23 protein-coding genes are annotated in these 18,502 nt (G+C 67.3%); 10 read left to right on the top strand and 13 right to left on the bottom strand.

Going from position 1 to position 18,502, the window contains the following annotated elements; all coding sequences use genetic code 11:
- Positions 1-25: 25 nt before the first annotated feature.
- From U0177_RS14975 to U0177_RS14940, 8 genes are all read right to left on the bottom strand, one after another.
- Entirely contained in the window at positions 26-1,003 is a 978-nt protein-coding gene (locus U0177_RS14975) for a GNAT family N-acetyltransferase (protein ID WP_409571452.1), read from the bottom strand.
- Between the two features lie 62 nt (positions 1,004-1,065).
- Positions 1,066-1,665 (bottom strand): GNAT family N-acetyltransferase, encoded by a 600-nt coding sequence (locus tag U0177_RS14970; protein WP_409571451.1) that lies wholly within the window; start codon positions 1,663-1,665, stop codon positions 1,066-1,068.
- 66 nt (positions 1,666-1,731) lie between these two features.
- Positions 1,732-1,953, bottom strand: coding sequence for a hypothetical protein (locus tag U0177_RS14965; protein ID WP_409571450.1), 222 nt, complete (start codon positions 1,951-1,953; stop codon positions 1,732-1,734).
- A 217-nt stretch (positions 1,954-2,170) separates the two neighbouring features.
- Entirely contained in the window at positions 2,171-2,728 is a 558-nt protein-coding gene (locus U0177_RS14960) for an isochorismatase family protein (RefSeq protein WP_409571449.1), read from the bottom strand.
- An 85-nt stretch (positions 2,729-2,813) separates the two neighbouring features.
- Positions 2,814-3,719, bottom strand: a complete 906-nt coding sequence (rsgA, locus tag U0177_RS14955) for a ribosome small subunit-dependent GTPase A (protein WP_409571448.1) — start codon at positions 3,717-3,719, stop codon at positions 2,814-2,816.
- A gap of 1 nt (position 3,720) precedes the next feature.
- The gene (locus U0177_RS14950) at positions 3,721-4,650 is read right to left on the bottom strand and encodes an ABC transporter ATP-binding protein (protein ID WP_409571447.1); all 930 of its coding nucleotides are present in this window, start codon (positions 4,648-4,650) and stop codon (positions 3,721-3,723) included.
- Between the two features lie 52 nt (positions 4,651-4,702).
- The gene (locus U0177_RS14945; RefSeq protein WP_409571446.1) at positions 4,703-4,906 is read right to left on the bottom strand and encodes a hypothetical protein; all 204 of its coding nucleotides are present in this window, start codon (positions 4,904-4,906) and stop codon (positions 4,703-4,705) included.
- A gap of 495 nt (positions 4,907-5,401) precedes the next feature.
- Positions 5,402-5,785 (bottom strand): hypothetical protein, encoded by a 384-nt coding sequence (locus U0177_RS14940; protein WP_409571445.1) that lies wholly within the window; start codon positions 5,783-5,785, stop codon positions 5,402-5,404.
- 222 nt (positions 5,786-6,007) lie between these two features.
- Between U0177_RS14940 and U0177_RS14935 the strand changes: the two genes are divergently transcribed.
- The 3 genes from U0177_RS14935 to U0177_RS14925 all read left to right on the top strand — a co-directional run bounded on the left by U0177_RS14935 (position 6,008) and on the right by U0177_RS14925 (position 8,637).
- A complete protein-coding gene (locus U0177_RS14935; RefSeq protein ID WP_409571444.1) occupies positions 6,008-6,265 on the top strand; it encodes a hypothetical protein in 258 nt (85 codons plus the stop codon).
- 15 nt (positions 6,266-6,280) lie between these two features.
- Positions 6,281-7,417, top strand: coding sequence for a sterol carrier protein domain-containing protein (locus tag U0177_RS14930; protein WP_409571443.1), 1,137 nt, complete (start codon positions 6,281-6,283; stop codon positions 7,415-7,417).
- 65 nt (positions 7,418-7,482) lie between these two features.
- Positions 7,483-8,637 (top strand): aminotransferase class V-fold PLP-dependent enzyme, encoded by a 1,155-nt coding sequence (locus U0177_RS14925; RefSeq protein WP_409571442.1) that lies wholly within the window; start codon positions 7,483-7,485, stop codon positions 8,635-8,637.
- A 59-nt stretch (positions 8,638-8,696) separates the two neighbouring features.
- Here U0177_RS14925 and U0177_RS14920 read toward each other — a convergent pair whose 3' ends face one another.
- From U0177_RS14920 to U0177_RS14910, 3 genes are read right to left on the bottom strand one after another with little or no spacing between them, the layout of a single operon-like run.
- Positions 8,697-8,996: a hypothetical protein gene (locus tag U0177_RS14920; RefSeq protein ID WP_409571441.1), complete on the bottom strand. Its 300-nt coding sequence runs from the start codon at positions 8,994-8,996 to the stop codon at positions 8,697-8,699.
- A gap of 57 nt (positions 8,997-9,053) precedes the next feature.
- Entirely contained in the window at positions 9,054-10,013 is a 960-nt protein-coding gene (locus tag U0177_RS14915) for a prohibitin family protein (protein ID WP_409571440.1), read from the bottom strand.
- The gene (locus tag U0177_RS14910) at positions 9,997-10,215 is read right to left on the bottom strand and encodes a hypothetical protein (RefSeq protein WP_409571439.1); all 219 of its coding nucleotides are present in this window, start codon (positions 10,213-10,215) and stop codon (positions 9,997-9,999) included. The genes U0177_RS14915 and U0177_RS14910 overlap by 17 nt, the downstream gene beginning before the upstream one ends.
- A 620-nt stretch (positions 10,216-10,835) precedes the next feature.
- Here U0177_RS14910 and U0177_RS14905 point away from each other — a divergent pair.
- The 5 genes from U0177_RS14905 (at position 10,836) to U0177_RS14885 (ending at position 15,609) form a co-directional block, all read left to right on the top strand.
- Complete coding sequence (locus tag U0177_RS14905) at positions 10,836-11,249, top strand: hypothetical protein (RefSeq protein ID WP_409571438.1); 414 nt, start codon at positions 10,836-10,838, stop codon at positions 11,247-11,249.
- A 105-nt stretch (positions 11,250-11,354) separates the two neighbouring features.
- Positions 11,355-12,212, top strand: coding sequence for a hypothetical protein (locus U0177_RS14900; protein WP_409571437.1), 858 nt, complete (start codon positions 11,355-11,357; stop codon positions 12,210-12,212).
- 9 nt (positions 12,213-12,221) lie between these two features.
- The gene (locus tag U0177_RS14895) at positions 12,222-13,163 is read left to right on the top strand and encodes an FAD:protein FMN transferase (RefSeq protein ID WP_409571436.1); all 942 of its coding nucleotides are present in this window, start codon (positions 12,222-12,224) and stop codon (positions 13,161-13,163) included.
- 136 nt (positions 13,164-13,299) lie between these two features.
- Positions 13,300-14,136 (top strand): hypothetical protein, encoded by an 837-nt coding sequence (locus tag U0177_RS14890; RefSeq protein WP_409571435.1) that lies wholly within the window; start codon positions 13,300-13,302, stop codon positions 14,134-14,136.
- Positions 14,137-14,418: 282 nt separating this feature from the next.
- Positions 14,419-15,609, top strand: coding sequence for an ArsA family ATPase (locus U0177_RS14885; RefSeq protein ID WP_409571434.1), 1,191 nt, complete (start codon positions 14,419-14,421; stop codon positions 15,607-15,609).
- Between the two features lie 86 nt (positions 15,610-15,695).
- Here U0177_RS14885 and U0177_RS14880 read toward each other — a convergent pair whose 3' ends face one another.
- Positions 15,696-16,403, bottom strand: a complete 708-nt coding sequence (locus U0177_RS14880; RefSeq protein WP_409571433.1) for a gamma-glutamyl-gamma-aminobutyrate hydrolase family protein — start codon at positions 16,401-16,403, stop codon at positions 15,696-15,698.
- A 109-nt stretch (positions 16,404-16,512) separates the two neighbouring features.
- Between U0177_RS14880 and U0177_RS14875 the strand changes: the two genes are divergently transcribed.
- The gene (locus U0177_RS14875; protein ID WP_409571432.1) at positions 16,513-16,830 is read left to right on the top strand and encodes a metal-sulfur cluster assembly factor; all 318 of its coding nucleotides are present in this window, start codon (positions 16,513-16,515) and stop codon (positions 16,828-16,830) included.
- A gap of 117 nt (positions 16,831-16,947) precedes the next feature.
- Here the strand turns inward: U0177_RS14875 and U0177_RS14870 are convergent, their stop codons facing one another.
- Complete coding sequence (locus U0177_RS14870; RefSeq protein ID WP_409571431.1) at positions 16,948-17,382, bottom strand: VOC family protein; 435 nt, start codon at positions 17,380-17,382, stop codon at positions 16,948-16,950.
- Between the two features lie 144 nt (positions 17,383-17,526).
- On the opposite strand from U0177_RS14870, the gene U0177_RS14865 reads away from it, so the two are divergent.
- The gene (locus tag U0177_RS14865) at positions 17,527-18,387 is read left to right on the top strand and encodes a class I SAM-dependent methyltransferase (protein ID WP_409571430.1); all 861 of its coding nucleotides are present in this window, start codon (positions 17,527-17,529) and stop codon (positions 18,385-18,387) included.
- Positions 18,388-18,502: the final 115 nt, after the last annotated feature.

Below are 18,502 nucleotides of genomic sequence, written 5' to 3'. Positions count from 1 at the left end.
CTCCGGCCCCTATTTCCGACGAAGTCTACTGAACCAACTCGTCCAAAGATTTGACATAATTATGCCAGCTATGCACCACGCCGAAGCCGACCGACTCGTACAGCTGCAGCGCGCCGCTCGGGTTCTCGGCGTCGACGTTCAGGCGGGCGTAGTCTACGCCGTCGGCCTTCAGCCGGTGCAGCCCGGCCAGCAGCATGGCCCGGCCGAGCCCCTGGCGGCGGTAGCCGCGCCGGGTGCCGAGGATGCCGATCCAGCCGTCGTTGCGCTGGTTGCGGGTATTTTCCGCGGCGTCGATCACGCAGAAGCTGAACGCGGCGATGGTGCCGTCCTCGGCCACGGCGATCAGGTCGTGCGCGGGCTGGTAGCTCGGGTGCTGCAGCCAGTGCTGGTGGCTCTCCAGCGTTATCGGGTGGAAGTTCCAGTGATCGACAAACGACTGGTTATAAGCCTCGACCCACGCGGCCACATTGGCGTCGCTCGCCACGTGGCGCAGCACAAAGCCCGCCGGCAGTGTGGCCGGCTCGATCGGCTGGTCGAGCGGCCGGCGCATCTGGAAGAAGTGCCGGCTGACGACCATGCCGTGGCGCTGGGGCAGTGAGTGGCCGTAGGCGAACTCGCTGCGTGTGCTACAGCGCAGGCGCGCGGCTTTCGCCTCGGCGCGCGCCTGCTCGCGCACCCGGCCGCTCGCCCATGCCATGATTTCGTCTTCAATGTCGCCGCCGCGCGCGGCCGGCGCTACGCGCCAGTACAGCGAGCCCTCGACCGCCTCGGCGTCGCTGTCGATCCACACCTGCCCGAAGGCGATCAGCGCGCCGTCGGCATCTTCCCACAGCCGCAGGTCGTTGGCCGGGTCGAGCCGCGGGTCGGCAAACTCGAGCCGCAGATCGTCGATCGCGTAGTTGTCGTCGAGATGGTCAGCCGCGTCGCAGTCGTTCAGCAGGCCGGTGATCGCCGGCAGGTCGGCTTCGCCCGCGTACGGGCGCATGGTCAGCGTATTCATCATATCCTCGTCGGTATCGCTGGCGTGGCGCGCCTATGCGGGCGGCGCCACGCTGCAGTTGGTCGTCAGGTTGGCAGCTGGCCGATCAGGCGGCCCAGCGTGGTCGGGCCGAAGTCTTCGCGCGTGATATCCATCAGCACCCGATCGTAGTGCCGGCCGTCGAACAGCTCGCCGCCGCGGATGCGCCCGGCGTCGCGGAAGCCGGCCTTGCGGTAGGCGCGCTGCCCGCGCTTGTTGAACTCGGTGAACCAGAGATAGATTGTGTGCAGGCTCAGGAACGTAAAGCCGTAGTCGCACATCAGCCGCAGCGCCTCGGTGCCGTAGCCCTGGCTCCAGGCCGACTTATCGCCGATCGCGATGCCAAGCTCGGCGGCGCGCTTGCGCTCTTCGATCCGGTTGAAGCTAACATTGCCGATCGTGCGGCCGTCTTCGCGCAGCACAATGCTGAAGATCCGGCGGCTGCTGTCGTGCACCATGTTGTCGTACCACGCCTGCTCGTGCTCGGTCGTGTAGCTGTTGCCGGTGAGGCCCACGTAGGTGTTCAGCTCAAGGTCGCTGAACCAGCGGCCGTAGAGCGGCACGTCTTCGCGCAGCACGTGGCTGAGAAAAATCCGCTCGCCGGGGATGACCTCCGGACGGCCGGCGGGCTCGCTTGTCGATGTCACGATCTACCTCGTTTCTATGCTAGGGCGATTGCGGGAAGGCCGTAGGCTCGTCACGCTCGTCGTCGCTCAGGCGCGGCGAACGCCACGCGTTACATTCTTGCGCCGGTCGGCGCGCTTGCGGGCCAGCGCCTCGGCCCCGCCGAAGCGCCGCTCGCCGCGGCCGTCGCTGGTGCGCGTGTCGCGGCGGCTATCGGCCGTATTCAGGCGCACGCGATCGCCCAATTCATCCTGCTCTTCCAGCTCGTCGATCGCGTCAAGGTCGTATATAGGCAGGTGTACCCGTGGCATGGCTATGCTACCCTCCGCGAGGCGCCGCGCCAGGCAGGTGCGCCTCGAATTAGCAATGTTTCTCGGCAGTGGCGAACGGGTGGCCGGTGTGCGATCTGGCAGTCATATGGCGTGCTCCTTTCGTTTCATGCGGCAAGCGCGGGCGGCTGCGCCGTGGGCCGATTCTGCCCGCGGCAGCGCGCTCCTTGCTTTTGTCTGTGCTCGGCGCCCCAGGCGGCTAGCGCGCGCCGAAGGCGATCTCGGCGGCGGGCCGCACGGTGATGCAGTGCTGGCCCTGGCCGAAGCCATCCTCGGCGCCAAAGCCGTACAGCAGGTCGTTGATATACGCGCTCGCCTGCGCGGCGCCGATCACGTCGTTGTCGGTGGTGCTGTGCGCGTCGGCGGCCAGCGTCACGTCGTAGCCCAGCGCCACGGCGCGCGTGCTTGTCATAAACACGCAGGCGTCGCTTTTCAGCCCGGCGATCACCAGGTGAACGACGCCGCGCGCGCGCAGCTCGTCGTGCAGCGCTGTCTGGTAGAACGAATCGGCCCAGGCTTTGCGCAGCACCAGCTCGCCGTCGGCCGGCGCGACGGCCGGGTCGATCTGCCAGGCCAGCGAGCCAACGCCGCCGACGTCTTTATCTTGCATATACAGCACCGGCGCGCCGGCGGCCCGCGCGCGCGCGCGCAGCTCGGCGATTCGCGCCAGCACCTCGGCCGCGCCATACACCGGCGCGGCGCCAGAAGTCAGCCCAACCTGTACGTCGATCAGCAGCAGGGCAGTTTGGGTAGGCATACGATGCGCTCCTTATTGCATTGCGTGGAACAGCCAGTGTGTGTGCCTTGTGCATAGCTGGCCTCCTTTCTGATCTGCCGCACGCCTAGGCGGCTTCGTCGTACAGCTTCACATAGCTCTCGTACCGAGCGGCGTCGATCTGGCCGGCGGCCAGCGCCGCGCGCACGCCGCAGTCGGGCTCGTGGATGTGCGTGCAGCCGGCGAAGTAGCACTCGTCGAGAAATGGCCGGAACTCGCGGTAGCACCAGTCGAGCGTATCTTTGGCCAGGCGCCACAGCCCCAGCTCGCGGATGCCGGGCGTGTCGGCCACGTAGCCGCCCGCCGCCGCGTCGACCGGGTGCAGCTCGGCCACGGTCGTCGTATGGCGGCCCTTGTGCAGCGACGCGCTGACCTCGCCGGTGGCCAGGCCCAGGCCGGGCTGCACCGCGTTGAGCAGGCTGCTCTTGCCCACGCCCGACTTGCCGGTTACCACGCTGATCCGGCCGGCCAGCCGCGCGCGCAGCTCGGCGATGCCGTGGCCCTGCTTGGTGCTGGTGTAGATCACCGGGTAGCCGACCTGCTCGTACACGGCGAACAGCGCGCGCGCCTGCTCGTCGCTCACCAGGTCGAGCTTGTTCGCCACGATCACCGTGTCGAGCTCCTCGGCCTCGGTCAGCACCAGGTAGCGGTCGAGCATGCGCGGCGAGAGCGGCGGGTCGGCGCAGGCGAACACCAGCAGCACCTGGTCGACATTCGCCACCAGCACGTCTTCGCTCCACACCCCGCGCGAGCCGGCGGCGCGGCGCGCCAGGCGGGTGCGGCGTGGCTCCACCGCCTCGATCGCGCCGGTAGTTGGCGTTACCTGGGTCACCTCCACCGCATCGCCGATCACGGCGATGTCGGTCGCCAGCCGGTCTTTCTTCAGGCGGCCGCGCAGCCGGCACTCCAGCACGCCCGCGTCGGTCTGCACCCAGAAGAAGCCGCTCTGCGCTTTCAGCACGAGTCCTTGCAAGCTAGTCCCCTTCGCTATATGCAGGTTCGGCCATTTCGGCGGTCTCGGCCTCGACCTCGAAGTCGTCGTCGAGGCTTTTGCCGGTGAGCGCCAGGAACACGTCTTCCATTGTGGCGCTGCCGTTCTTGCCGCTCTGCGCGCCGATCTGGCGCTTCAGCTCGGCGGGCGTGTCGAGCGCCACGATCTTGCCGTCGGCGATCACCGCGATCCGGTCGCACAGCCGGTCGGCCTCATCCATGTCGTGGGTCGTCAGAAACACGGTGGTGTCGTGCTCGCGGCGCATGCGCTGGATGAAGCGCTGCACATCCTGCTTCGAGCGCGGGTCGAGCCCGGTGGTGGGCTCGTCGAGCAGCAGCAGCACCGGCGCGGTCAGCAGGCCGCGGGCGATCGCCACCTTCTGCTGCATCCCGCGCGACATATTTTCCAGCGGCTCGTACAGGCGCTTCTCGGCCATGCCGAGCTTGCCGAGAATGAACACGGCCTTCTGGCGGGCCTCGTCGATCGGCATATCGTAGAGCCGGGCGGCGTACATCAGGTTTTCGAGCGCCGAGAGCTTTTTGAAGAACGACGCCTCGACGCTGACGCGGTTGATCAGGCGCCGGACGATGCGCTCGTCGTTGTGCACGTCGTAGCCGAACACGCGGATATCGCCGCCGTCGGGGATCAGCAGCGTCGACACCAGCCGGATCAGCGTCGATTTGCCAGACCCGTTGGCGCCGAGCAGCCCGAAGATCTCGCCGCGCGGCACGCGGATCGAGATATTATCGACGGCCACCGTCAGCTCGCGCTTGGGGCGGCCGCTGCGCTTCCAGAACGCCGGCTGCGGGCCGCTCTCTTTGCGGAAGCGCTTGTAGGCGCCGGTGATCTCGAGCGCCACAACTTCCTCGTGGGCCGCCTGGCCGTTGGTTGCGCTGTGTGATGCAGGCTTCATCATGCCATCCTTTGCTTGCTTCATGCGCCCCGCGCGGGGCGGGAAATACTTGCTACTCGTACTCGCGCACGCGTACGTCGAGGTGCCGCGCGCCCAGCGTGTCGAACGCAAAGGCGATCACGCGCTCGATCAGGCTGCTGTGCTCGTCGAGCGTGCTGGCGGGAATCTCGACCCGGTAGGCCGGTTTGCTCAGCGCGCTATTTCGTGGTGGCTTGGGCTCTTTCAACAGCGAGCCGTCGCGATCCTGGATAATCAAGGCGGTGCTCCTTCGCATTCCGGTGGGCCTCGCGCGCTTTCGCGCGGCCTCGGGCGATTGTTCCGGGTTCGGTGTCGGCATTGGTCGGCTCTGCTTCTGTTCCACGGCGCGTGCGCGGCACACAAAAGGCCGTGGGGACGCTCCTGGCGTCGCCCACGGCCGTGTCGAAGACACAAAAAGGCCGTGAGCGATGCTGCCTGTCGCCCACGGCCCGTTAGCTCAGGATGTGCTGTGAATCAGCAGTGGAGCTTCCGGAAAATGGGCGCAGTATGGCCGCGAGCGAAGGCACCAGCAGAGCGATCGAGCCGCTCGCGAGTGCAGAAGCTCTCGGTTGTGATGAGCTTCTTGACGCTAGCCATGCTACATTCCACCTTTCGGATGCTTGGTAGTTACACTACGGGCTTTTGCGTTCGATATAACGCAAAGCAAGAATATCACGCCGGCGGCGCGCTTGTCAAGCGGGCGCGCATCCGACTTTTGGCCGATATGCGTGGCCTACGGCTGGATGAGCCGGCCGGTGGTGAGCGAGCGCAGCGCGATGCCGCACAGGAACAGGCACACCGTCACGTAGATCAGCTGCTCCCAGCGGCCGTCGCGCCCGCGGGTGTAGGCGAAGGTGCCGGGCAGCGTGATCACCGCGACAATGCCGTAGAGAATGTGGATGCTCGCGCGGTAGGGCCGGTCGCCGCCGAGATACAGCGTCAGGCCCAGCAGAAACTCGGCGATCATCAGCAGCTCGCCGATCGCCAGCGCGCCGCGGTAGCTTCCCGAGATGCCGTCGCTGCGCAGGTAGCTGACGAACCCCCAGATCGAAAGCGCGCCGAAAAACAGCAGGATCGTGACCAGCAGGCGCGCGTGCAGCAGTGTGAGCGTTGCCATAAGAGCCTTTCGTTGCGCAATTTCCGGCGGTATTGTAGCATAGCACGGCATCCGCACTGCGGCTGGCCGGGCGTGGCCCTGAGCGACTGTTTGAAAAGCCGGTTTACCGCCAAGGCACCAAGGCACCAAGCGCTCATACGCTGAAAAGCACCAACACGGCATTCTCGATCGTGGTGTCTTCGTGTCTTGGTGGTTACTTCTGTTTCGCAAAGGAGCGAGCCTATGGACATGTTTGCGCGGCAGTTTATCGCGGGCGGCACCTACTTTCTGCCCGACGGCCTGCCGGTGCGCGCGCTGCTCTACAACCTCGAATGCCTGCACCTCGAGTGGGTGTTTGAAGACATGGCCGGCGTGCGCCAGCTTGGCGTGCTGCCCGACGGCAGTGTGCAGGAGTACGTGGTGCAGGGCCGCGACTTCTTCGGCCTGGTGTACGAGACGCGCCCTAGCGACCTGACGGTCGACGACTTGCGCGCGCCGTAGGCGGAAGTGACGACAATGCCTGAGCTTATGTTTCGCTCGGCGGCCATGCCCGGCGATGCCCAGCGGCTGCGCGCGCTGGCCGGCGCGCTCGGCATGCAGCCCGCGCTCGATCGGCACCTGCGCGCGCCGCGCTACCGCCCTGGGCTCACCCGCCTGGCCGAGCGCGCCGGCGCACTGGTGGGCGCGGCGCTGCTATCCCACCGCCGGCTGCAGCTGGGCGCCGCCTCGCTCGACGCCGGCGCGCTTGTGTGGCTGCCGCCGCCCGGCGGCGCCGAGGCGCTGGCGGCGCAGCTTGGCGACTGCCTGGGCGTGCTGGTGGACGAGGGGCTGCCGCTGGTGCTGCTGGAGGGCGACGCAGCCGCGCTCGCGCCGTTTGGCTGCGCGCTGTTTCGCCTGGAGTCGTGGGTTGATCTGCCCGATCTGCCGGGGCCGCGCCCGGCCCTGCGCCCGGCAAGCGCTGCCGACGTGGACGACCTTGCGGCGCTGTACGACGCGAGCTACGCCGGCGTTGCGCTGCACGAGGCGCGCGCCGCTCCCGACTGGCGCGCATGGCTCGCAGATCACACGGCGCTGGTGCTGGAAGATGGCCGCGGCCGGGTGGTGGCCTACGCGGCGCCCGCCGTTAGCGCGCCGAGCATCGCCGAGGCCGCCGCCGCCGACGCCGGCGCCGCGCGGCTGCTGCTGCGCGGGCTGCTGGCCGTGGCCGGCGCGCCATTGCGCCTGCTGCTGCCGCCGGCGCACCCGCTGGCTCAGGCCGCGCTTCAGCTTGGCGGCACCGCGAGCCAGCGCGCCTACAGCACGGCGCCCGCCGCGCTGGCCGGCGTGGTCGATCTGCCGGGGCTGCTGGCCGCGCTCGCGCCCGAGCTCGAGCGGCGCCTCGCGGCTTCGCGCTACAGCGGGTGGGGCGGCAGCCTGCGGATCGAGCTTGAGGCCGAGCGCGTGACGCTGGCGTTTGAGCATGGCCGGGCGACCGTATTCGACGGCACGCGCCCGGCCGACGTGCGGCTGCGCCAGGTGGCGCTGCCGGCGCTGGCGCAGCTGTGCCTGGGCTATCGCTCCGCCGCCGACCTGCGCGCAACCGGCGAGCTGGCCTGCGACGACGCGGCGCTAGGCCTGATCGACGCGCTGTTTTCGCCTGAGGTTTCGGCTTGAAGAGGGGCTTTGCCCTTCCGGCTCCCCTATTTCCGATAAGGTCTATTGCAGCACAGGAGGCGAGTGTGGGCCTGTACGAAAACCTGGGCGTTCGCCGGATCATCAACGCCGACGCGCGCCTGACGCGCCTTGGCGGCTCGCTGATGCCCGCGCCGGTGCTTGAGGCCATGCGCGAGGCCGCCGCCAGCTACGTCGATATTTTCGAGCTGCAGCGCCATGCCGGGCGGCGCCTGGCCGAGCTGACGCACAACCAGGCGGCGTATGTCTGCACGGGCGCCGCCAGCGGCATTTTCCTCGCCACGCTGGCCTGCATGGTCGGCGACGACCTTGTGGCCGCCAGCCAGCTGCCGCGCGTGGCGGCGCACAGGTGCGAGCTGATCATTCACGAGGCCCACCGCATCCCATACGACCAGGCCGCGCTGCTGGCCGGGGCGCGGTTTGTGCAGATCGGCGGCGCGGGCCACACATCGCCCGGCGAGCTTGCCGACGCGATCAGCGAGCATACTGCGGCGGTGCTGTACATTGCCGGCGAGCACCTGCGGCGCGGCGCGCTGCCGCTGGACGAGACGGTGGCGCTGGCGCATGCGCGCGGCGTGCCGGTGATTGTGGATGCCGCCGCGCAGCTGCCGCCGCCCGAGAATCTGTGGCGCTTCACTCGCGATGCTGGCGCCGACATGGCGATCTTCAGCGGCGGCAAAGCGCTGTGCGGGCCGCAGGCCAGCGGCCTGATCGTCGGCCGGGCCGAGTATATCGCGGCCTGCGCGGCCCATGGCGCGCCGCACCAGCGCCTGGGGCGCCCAATGAAGGTGGGAAAAGAGGAGATCGCCGGCCTGGTGGCGGCGGTGGAGTGGTACCTGGCCCAGGATCACCAGGCATGGGCCGCGCGCTTTGAGGCCACCGTCCAGCTGTGGATCGACGCGCTGGCCGGCTGCGAGGGCGTGCGCGCCACGCGCGACTTCCCCAACGAGGCCGGTCAGCCCATCCCGCGCCTGCGCGTCGAGCTCGATCCGGCCCAGTGCGGGCTGACGGGCGGCGAGCTTGCCAGCCTGCTGTGGGAAGGCGACCCGCCGATCGCGGCAGCGCGCACCGCCGGCTGCGGCATCTACCTGACGCCCGACTTGCTTCAGCCCGGCGAGGAGCAGGTGATCGCCGCGCGGCTGCGCCAGCTGCTTGCGGATGTGCGCGGCCATGCCGCGCCGAGCGATGCCGCGAACGCGTGAGAGGCCCGCCAGCTTCACAGGCGGCACCACGCGCTGTTCGCGATTGCTCTGCCGAAGCTCTAGGCGCTGCGCCGCTTGCCGATACCGAGCAGGCCGCCGGCTTTGCCAATGCTCAAGATCGAGCCGGTGCTGCCGATGCTCAGGATCGAGCCGGCGCTGCCGATGCTCAAGATCGAGCCGGCGCTGCCGATGCTCAAGATCGAGCCGGCGCTGCCGATGCTCAGGATCGAGCCAGCACTGCCGATGCTCAGGATCGAGAAGATGCTACAGAGACTGAGAAGGCACCAGCGGCTCCAGCGGCTCAGGAGGCTGGCTGTGCCGGCCGCTGGCCGCAGCCGATAGCGTGATCGATCGCTCATAGCTCGCTCGACGAAGGTGGGTGCGGCCCAGCGCGGCCGCACCCTGCTTGTGCCAGGCTAGCGGCCGCTGGTGCCGCTGATAATACTGGTAGCGTCGATCAGCGGGGTGGCGCCACTGCCGTTGAACACCGGCAGCTTGCCATCCCATTTCTGCAGCTGCTGGTAGCGGATCAGCTCGGGCGTAATGCTCTGCGCCAGCAGCTTGTTGGCCTCGGCCTGCGCCTGGGCGCGGATCTTAGTGGCGTCGGCCTCGCCTTGCGCCTGGGCGCGCAGCGCATTCGCCTCGCCCTCGGCCTGCACCTTGTCCTGCTCGGCTTTGATCTTGGCCTGATTGAGCGAGTACTGCTGCTGCTCGGCGGCCTGCTGCGCGGTGATCTTGGCGTCGAGCGCCTTCTGCAAGTTGTCGGGCAGGTGCCAGCCGCGCAGGTTCAGCGACTCGAACTTGACGTACTTGGCGGCGAAGCGCTTGCCCAGCTCGTCGGCGATGCGGCCGGTGTACTCGACGCGCTTCTCGCCAAAGATCTCTTCCCAGCCATACTGCGAGGCCACGTCGTTCAGCACCGAGCGCGTCACCTGGCGCACCAGGTTATCCTCGATCGTCTCGATCGGCGCGCCGGCCCACGTCTGGTACAGCTGGGCGGCATTGTTGCGATCGACCGAGTACTGCACGCTCACGTCGGCGAACATCGTCTGGCCCTCGCGCGTGCCGACCTTCACGCTGTCGTCGCCGCTGACTTTGCCCTCGGTATTTTGCTGCACCATCACCAGCGTCTGCACGCCCACCGGGTAGCGCGTAATGCTTTCGGTGAGCGGGTTGATGAACACCCAGCCCGGATCGAGCGTGTTAGTGACCTTGTGGCTGGCCTTGTCGAACACAATGCCGACGTAGCCCGGGTCGATCGTGCGCCAGGTGGTGAACAGCAACCCCAGGCCGCCAAGCGCCACCAGCGCGATGATTACCAATGTGCCAAGGCGGGCGGCCGCACGGGCGGGGTTCGGACTAGCGGTGCGTGCCATTGGTAGGCTCCTTTGTGTTGTGTTGCGATTGGTTTGTCTGTGTATCGGGCTCGGAACCGAGCGCCTGGTCGGCCGCAGCGTCGATGTCGCTGCCGAGCCGGCCAAGCCAGCGCAGAATGCCAGGGGCGATCATGACGCCGATCTGCCAGAGCACAACGACCAGAACGATCGCCACGACGAATTCCAAGAGCGTCGGGCTCATGCTGCCTCCTGCCCCACACACGGCGGGGCGCGCGGTTTTCTCGTGATGATCTACGGCCGGGCCAGCCAAAGGTTGCACGCTGAGGGTATCGCGGCTGCGCCTGTGCGACACAGCCGGCGTTCGTTACAAAGCGCTGCGGCCTACAGGCCCGCCACTCTATTGTACTACCATCTTGCTTTTCGTTTAGAAGCTGTTTGAAGAGGAGTGCGCGAGGGCTATGCCTCTCGCGCACTCTTTGCCGGCGGGCGGCGGCGACGAATGTGCTCGCTACCTGCTAGAAAGAGTGACGTTTGGAGGGACGAAGTTCCTCCGAACTACCCTTTTCAGACAACGCCATAGAGCGTGTTTGTCACGCGTGCTGACATATACGGCAACAACACTGGCACGCCGCGATTCGGCGCGGGCGTCGTGTGCCTGTGGCAGTATTCTGCACTGCAGTGCGCTAATAGCCGGTATACATGCCGTATCACTTCGCCGGGTTGAAGGGTGAGCATATGCTGAGTATTGGCGCGTAGACGCCTGTTTGCGCGCGTGGTAGCGTTAAACGCGGGTTAAAAAATAGTTAATAGGACACGGCTCAGTTCCTATCAGCGCACACAACTCAGAAAGGAGCCCGCACCATGAGCTACCGAACCACGCTTGCGCTTGCCGCCGTACTGGTCACATTCGCCCTTGTGCTGATCGGCAGCGTGATGGCGCAGACCGGCCAATCGCAGGCGAGCGCCGCTGCCAGCGCCGCCGTGATCAGCGCGACCGACGTGCCGACCATGCCGCCGGCGACGGCGCCGGCCGAGGCGACCGTGGCGCCAATTGCCGCGCCAGCCCCGGTCGAAGACGCGAGCATCGCGTTGCTGAAAGAGCGCGAGCTCGAGTACCGCAAGCTGATCGAAGAGGCCAATGCGCGCCTCAAGGTGGCGAACGATCGCATCAGAGTGGCCAATCGCCAGCAGCAGTCGCTGCTCGACCAGCTGAAGCGCGCGTACGCGAAGCAGCAGGAGCTGGCGCAGGCTCAGTGTACGGCAGCCCAGCCGTAGCGCGCTGCCTTGCGGCAGTGGCGTACGCCACGCGCGCATATCGGGGCATTCCGAACCGCCTTGCCGGCTCTGCAACCGACTACTACGACGAAAGGACGCCATACCATGACGAAATCACGTGCCAATAAGCCATCGCGCCCTGGCGCGCAGGGAGTGAAAACCCTGCTTACCGCCGCCTCGCTGGCGGCTACGCTGGGCGGCTGGGCCACGCTCTCGCGCGGCCTGACGCAGGCCAAGCCGCAGAGCGCGCCGACCGACCAGATCGCGCGGGCCGTTGCGACGCTCGTGCCCAGCGCGACGCCACAGGTTCCGTCGCCGACATTCGTGCCGCTGCCGACGATCGCGCCGCTGGTGCGCCTGAAGGCAGTGCCTAATATTGCCGCCCCGGCGCTGCCCGCCGCGGCCGCGCCGCCACCAGCGGCGCCCGATGCAGCGCCAGCAGCGCCAGCAGCGCCGGCCGCTGGGGCGCCGGCCGCAGCGCCGGCCGAGGCGCCACCGCCAACCGCCGCGCCACCGGCCGAGCCGCCGCCGCCAACCGATGCCGCGCCGCAGCGGCCGCAGCCGACCGCGACGACCAAGCCTTCGCAGCACGATGAGCCAGAGCCCTCGAAGGCACCGCAGCCGACCGCGACCCAGCTGGCGCCGACCGATACGCCGCTGCCGCCAACCGATACGCCGGTGCAGCCTACTGCCACGGCGGCAGTGCCAACCGATACGACGGTTCCGCCTACTGCTACGGTGGCACCGCCCACTGCCACGGTGGCACCGCCCGACGGTACGCCGGTGGTGCCGACCGCGACCCAGCTGGCGCCGACCGCGACCCGGCTGGCGCCCACCGCAACCCACGCGGCACCAACCGCGACGCAGTCGGCGCCCACCGCAACTCCGAAGCCGACCGCGACGCAGTCGGCGCCCACCGCAACTCCGAAGCCGACCGCGACGACCAAACCGTCGAAGAAGTAGGTGAACATAATGCAAGAGCAAGCCTTTTGCGCGATGGGCTGCACCATGCATGCCATTATCGACGCTGACTCAGCCCAGGCGAGAGCCGAGCTTGCGGCAGTACCCGGGTGGTTCCAGGATTGGGAGCGGCAGCTCAGCCGCTTCGATCAGCAGAGCGAGCTTTCGCGCTTCAACCAGGCCTACGACGATACGATTGCGGTGAGCAAGCCATTCATGGAAGTGCTGCAGGCCGCGCTGTGGGCCGCCCAAGCCAGCGGCGGGCTGGTCACCCCAACTCTGCACGATCAGCTCGTGGCCGCCGGCTACGATCGCTCGTTCGAGCTGATTGAGCGTGAGGCAGCCTGCGCGCAGCGGGCGGTCGGCGCCGGGCATATCGCCGCCGACACGTACGGCAGCTGGCGCGCGATCAAGTTCGACCCGCGCGCCCGCACCGTGTCGCGACCGGCGGGCATACGGCTCGACTTTGGCGGGATTGCCAAGGGCTGGGCCGCCGACCGCGCGGCTCGCCAGCTCGGGAGAGCCGCGCCTGCGCTGATGGACGCCGGCGGCGACATTGCGCTGAGCGGGCCACGCGCCGACGGATCGCCCTGGGCGATTGCGATCGAGCACCCGTTCGAGCCGGGCGCCGAGGCCGGGCTGCTGATGCTCAAGCGCGGCGGCGTGGCGACATCCGGGCGCGGCTATCGGCGCTGGCAGCACGGCGACACCTGGCGGCACCATATTCTCGACGCGCGCACCGGCGAGCCGGCCGACACCGACGTCGTCAACGCAACGGTCGTCGCGCCCAGCGCGGTCGAGGCCGAGGTTGGCGCGAAGGTGGCGCTGATCCTGGGCAGCGAGGAAGGCATCGAGTGGCTCGAGGCGCGGCCGACCATGGCCGGGCTGTTGGCCCTTGCCGACGGCACGATCCTGATCAGCAGCCGCATGCACGCCCTGCTGTGGCAAGGCTGAGCGCAGAGCGCCCCGCCCGACGGATACTGGCCGACGAGACACCGCGCATGGTCGCGGCTTCGGGTGGCAGCAGCAGCTTCGGGCCGCTGTATGCGCCCCTGCTACACAACGTATGAAAGCAACGAGGAGGTAGATCATGGCCGATGAGAAAGCCCTGCGCCTGGCGGCCATCCGCGCTGCCAATGCCGCCAAGACCACCGCCGAGATGCGCGTGCCGCGCTCGCCCGCTACGGCGTCGCCTTCCGAGAGCTTCGAGGAGCAGCTAACTTCGCAGGCGCTGCTGCCGCTGATGATGCTGCTGCTAGCGGCGGCGGCCGGCGCGGTTGTCGCGGTGCTTGCGATGCCGGCGATCCTGCCGGGCCTGAACGCCTCGCTGCGCGGCGCCGACCCGAAAGCCTACTGGTTTCTGTCGCGCGCCAGCGCCATGGTGGCCTACGGCCTGCTGTGGATGTCGATGGTGTTTGGCCTGATGATGGGCACCCGGCTGTCGGCGAATTGGCCGGGCGGCGCGAGCACGTTCGAGCTGCACCAGCACACCAGCCTGCTGGGCCTGCTGTTCGCCGTCTTCCACGCGCTGATCCTCATGGGCGACGCCTACATTCACTACGGGCTGCGGCAGATCCTGGTGCCGTTCAGCAGCACCGGCTACAAGCCGCTGTGGGTCGGCCTTGGCCAGGTTGGCATCTACGTGCTGGCGCTCGTGACGCTGAGCTTCTATGTGCGCCCGCTGATTGGCCAGCAGCTCTGGCGCGCCATCCACTTCCTGAGCTTCGTGCTGTTCGCGCTGGCGCTGGGCCATGGCCTGTACAGCGGCTCCGACAGCCACCTGCTATGGGTTACTATGCTCTACTGGGCCAGCGGTATCATGGTGCTCTTCCTGACGGTGTATCGCTTCCTGATGGCCATGACCGCGCGCACGGCCGGCGCTCAGGACGAGCCCGACCCCGAGCGCGTGCTCTACGTCGAGAGGTAGCGCTGGGCCATGGCTCGTGCGAATCCGTCCCTCACCCCCCTCTTCCGCGCTCGGGAGAGGGGGGATTATTGTTTGCGCCGTGGTAGGGACACAAAGCGGTCGCACCACGACGCCAAATCAGGGAAAGAAGCAGGCGGAGGGTCGAAAGACGTTGCCCGAGCCCGGCGCGCTGGGCGCCGGGTTTGACAGGCGCAAAGCGCAACCTTTACAATACCACCAGCGTACTGTGCATGGGTATTCACTTCAGCCTTGCAACCTGGCGCGCAGTTCACAGAGGACAATATGCGACTGATACTTTATCTTGGCAAGGGCGGTGTCGGTAAGACCACCACCGCGGCCGCAACGGCGGCGCGCGCCGCCGAGCTGGGCCACCGCACGCTGGTGGTGAGCACCGACGTAGCCCATAGCCTGGCCGACGCGCTCGACCACCCGCTGGGCGCGCTGCCGACGCAGCTGACCGACCGGCTGTGGGGGCAGGAGATCAACGTGCTCGACGAGGTGCGCCAGCACTGGGGCGAGCTGCGCACCTACCTGGCGGGCCTGCTGCGCCGCAAGGGTGTCGACGACGTGGCCTCGGAAGAGCTGGCGATTATTCCCGGCATGGAAGAAGTTGTGAGCCTGCTGCATATTCGCCGCCAGGCCAAAGAGGGCAACTTCGACGTGGTGGTGGTCGACGCCGCGCCCACCGGCGAGACGATCCGGCTGCTGACGATGCCCGAGACATTCCAGTGGTACGCCGCGCGCGTGATGGACTGGGACCCCGGCACGCTCAGCGTGGCCAAGCCGCTGGTGCGCGCGCTCATCCCGGCTACCAACGCCTTCGAGACGCTGAACCGGCTCACCAAGGGCGTCGAGGCGTTGCGCGAGACGCTCACCGACCCGAATGTTAGCTCGTACCGGCTGGTGGTGAACGCCGAGCGCATGGTGATCAAAGAGGCCCAACGCGCCGCGACCTACCTCTCGCTGTTCGGCTACCCCGTCGATGGCGTGGCGCTGAACCGGCTGCTGCCGCTGCACGCGGCCGAGGGCGAGTTTATGCGCAAGCTGGCCGAGCTGCAGGCCGGCTACCGCAAAGAGGTGCACGATATCTTCGCCCCGCTGCCGATCTGGGAGGCCCAGCACCACCCGCGCGACATCAAGGGCGTTGAAGACCTGGCGATGGTCGGCCGCGAGCTGTTCGGCAGCGACGACCCGACGCGGGTGTTTTTCAAGGGTGCGGTGCAGGAGATCGCCAAGGAGGGCGACGAGTACGTAATGCGCCTGCCGCTGCCGCATGTCGAGATCGGCAAGGTGAGCATGACCAAGCGCGGCGACGAGCTGTTCATCGCGATCGGCAACTTCAAGCGCGATATGATCCTGCCGCTGACGCTGGCCGAGCGGCCGGCCAAGCGCGCGGTGTTCCGCGGCGGTGTGCTCGAGGTGCGCTTCGGCCCGCCCGAGGCGCCGCAGCCCGCGCCGGCGCCGGCCAGCTAGCCGCTGTTTTCTGTTGATCACAACCAAGCCGAAGGGCCGAGCGTGCAGCTCGGCCCTTTGCGCTGCTGGCGACACCCCGGCGCTCGCTAGCCGCACGCGGCGACAAACGCCTCGAATAGCGCGCGCTGCTCGGCTACCTCGGGCAGCGCCTCGGGGTGCCACTGCACCGCCAGCGCGAACGGGTGGCCCGGCAGCTCGATCGCCTCTACCAGGCCGTCGGGCGCGGTGGCGACCACGCGCAGCGGCGCGGCGATGTCGCGGCAGGCCTGGTGGTGCAGGCTGTTGACGCTCAGCAGCGGCGTGCCGACGATCGTGGCCAGCCGCGAGTCTTCGGCCACGCGCACCGGGTGCGGCCGCATGTCGAAGGGGTGCTCGGGGAAGTAGGTGTGCCGCAGCGCGCCGGGGTGCGCGGCGGTGTCGGCGTAGAGCGTGCCGCCAAGCGCGACGTTCAGGATCTGCGCGCCGCGGCAGATGCCGAACAGCGGCGTGGCCTCGGCCAGCGCCCAGCCGACAAGCGCAAGCTCGGCGGTGTCGCGCTCGGGCTCGATGCCGCCAATCTGCTCGGATGGCGCGCCGCCGTACAGGCCCGGCGCCAGGTCGCCGCCGCCCGAGAGCAGCAGCCCGTCGAGGCGCTGGTGCAGCGCGCGCAGCGTTGGCTCGGCCAGTCCGGGCGGGATGAGCAGCGGGATGCCGCCCGCGCGCTCGACGCCGGCGACAATCAGGGCCAGCAGGGTGTCGAGCGCGGCGCGGTGCTGGGCGCCGGGCGCGTGCGTCGTGATACCGATCAGGGGCATGGCGTACTCCTTGGTACATGGCCGCAAGCCAGGCTTGCGACGTTGCCGATCTGTAGCACCAATGGTATCATTAAAAAAGCAATTGCTATCGAAAGAAGGAGCACGCGCTATGGTAACCGAAGAGATGGTGCGCACCGCGCTGAAGAATGTCTACGACCCCGAGATCGGCCTGGATATCGTCAACCTGGGGCTGGTGTACAACGTCGACGTGCAGGACCAGGGCAAGAAGGTGCAGATCGACATGACCCTGACCACGCCGGCGTGCCCGGCCGGGCCGCAGATCATCGACCAGGCCCGCCGCGAGGTTGGCGCGCTGAAGGATGTGTTCAAGGAGCTCGAGGACGTGAGCGTCAACCTGGTGTGGACGCCGTTCTGGAACCCGAGCATGATGAGCGAAGATGCGCGCGAGGAGCTTGGGTTCTTTTAGAATTTGTCTGATACCAACTCTGTGTGATTAATTTCTTTTTTTGGGATGCCCAGCCCGGCGAAGCCGGGCTGGGCATCCCAAAACGAATTTCAGGCGGCGAAGCCGCTTCAGATCCTATCACAGCTCCTCGGCGAGCCCGATGAGCAGCCCTTCGGGGCCGCGGATGTAGCAGAGCCGATACGAGTCCTCGTACTGAACCACGTCGCCGACGAGCTGCGCGCCGCGCGTGCGAAGCCTGGCGAGCGTCTCGTCGATGTCGTCCACGGCGAACATGACGCGCAGGTAGCCGAGCGCGTTCACCGGTGTGTTGCGGTGATCGGCGACTACAGGCGGGGTGAGAAATTGCGAGAGCTCGATCCGGCTGTGGCCATCGGGAGTGACCATCATGGCGATCTCGACGCGCTGGAGCCCCAGCCCGGTGACGCGCCCGGCCCACGCTCCTTCGATCGTAGCTCGCCCTTCGAGCGTGAGGCCAAGCTCGGCGAAAAAAGCGATGGCGGTATCGAGGGATTCCACCACGATACCGACATTGTCCATGCGCTTGAGACCCATCTCATTTCCTCCTTATCGTAGATCGGGCGCTGCGGCCGGAAGATGCACAAACCGGCGCGAGCAGCCAGTAGATTACCACGTCGGCACGGGCACAGATCGAGCAGCTCAGGCAGACACGGGACATTCGTTCCCAAGGAGCAAGCCATGGCGACCGATAAGATCCACTTTACCAAAGAAAAAGAAACCATGCTCATGACCTTGAGCGGCCGAGCGATCCAAAGCCAGTGGGAACATCCGATCTTGCGCGATCCGTGGGCCGAAGAGGCGATGCGGCATATCGACTATGACCTGAATAAGCAATTAACGGGAGTGGCCTCATGGAGCATATGGAAAGACATCGGGCCTGCGATTATTGCCACGCGCGCTGCGACCTTTGATGCCCTCACGGCGCACTTTCTGGCCGATCACCCGGACGCGGTCGTCGTCCAGGTGGGCTGCGGAATGGACAGCCGTGTGTTTCGAGTCGATCCGCCTGCCAGTGTCGAGTGGTTTGACGTAGATTATCCCGATGTGATCGACCTGCGGCGCCAACTGTTTCCCGAGCGAGGCGCCTATCACCTGGTCGGCGCACCGCTCGCCGATCTGCGCTGGTTGGACGAGGTTCCACGGGGCCGGCCGGGGCTGTTTCTCGCCGAGGGGGTGCTGCACTACCTGAGCGAAACAGAAGTGAAAGCGCTCCTCACTGCGATAGTCGCTCACTTCCCCAGCGGCCAGCTGATCTTCGATATCTGCAATTCGTTCATCGTGAAGCGGGCGGGCGCGAATGTTGGCGGCACGGGTGCAACCTACAAATGGGGGCTTGACGATCCGCAGGACATCGGGCGGATCGAGCCGAGGCTTGAGCTGGTCAAGGAATTCAGGCCAAGCGAGCTGGTCGGGTTTTCGCGGTTTCCGCTATGGTGGCGGGTGCTTTCCCGCGCGCAAGAGCCCATCGCTACGCTGCGTAGAATGGAGCGTACGCTGGTCTACCGCTATTCGGGCGCAGGCGCGGCATCACGAGCATGATACCAGTACCTTTCAGACAGGTTCTCAGATTTTGGCGCTTTGCGCCAAAATCTGAGAACTATACGTGTAGGACAAACGCAGTTGGCGCTATCAGCCTTCGTCAGAGCGGTACTAT

This window comes from Kouleothrix sp., assembly GCF_046328425.1.
GTDB lineage: Bacteria > Chloroflexota > Chloroflexia > Chloroflexales > Roseiflexaceae > Kouleothrix.
Note: the sequence above shows the minus strand (reverse complement) of the source record. Positions and strands in the feature narration are given on the sequence as shown.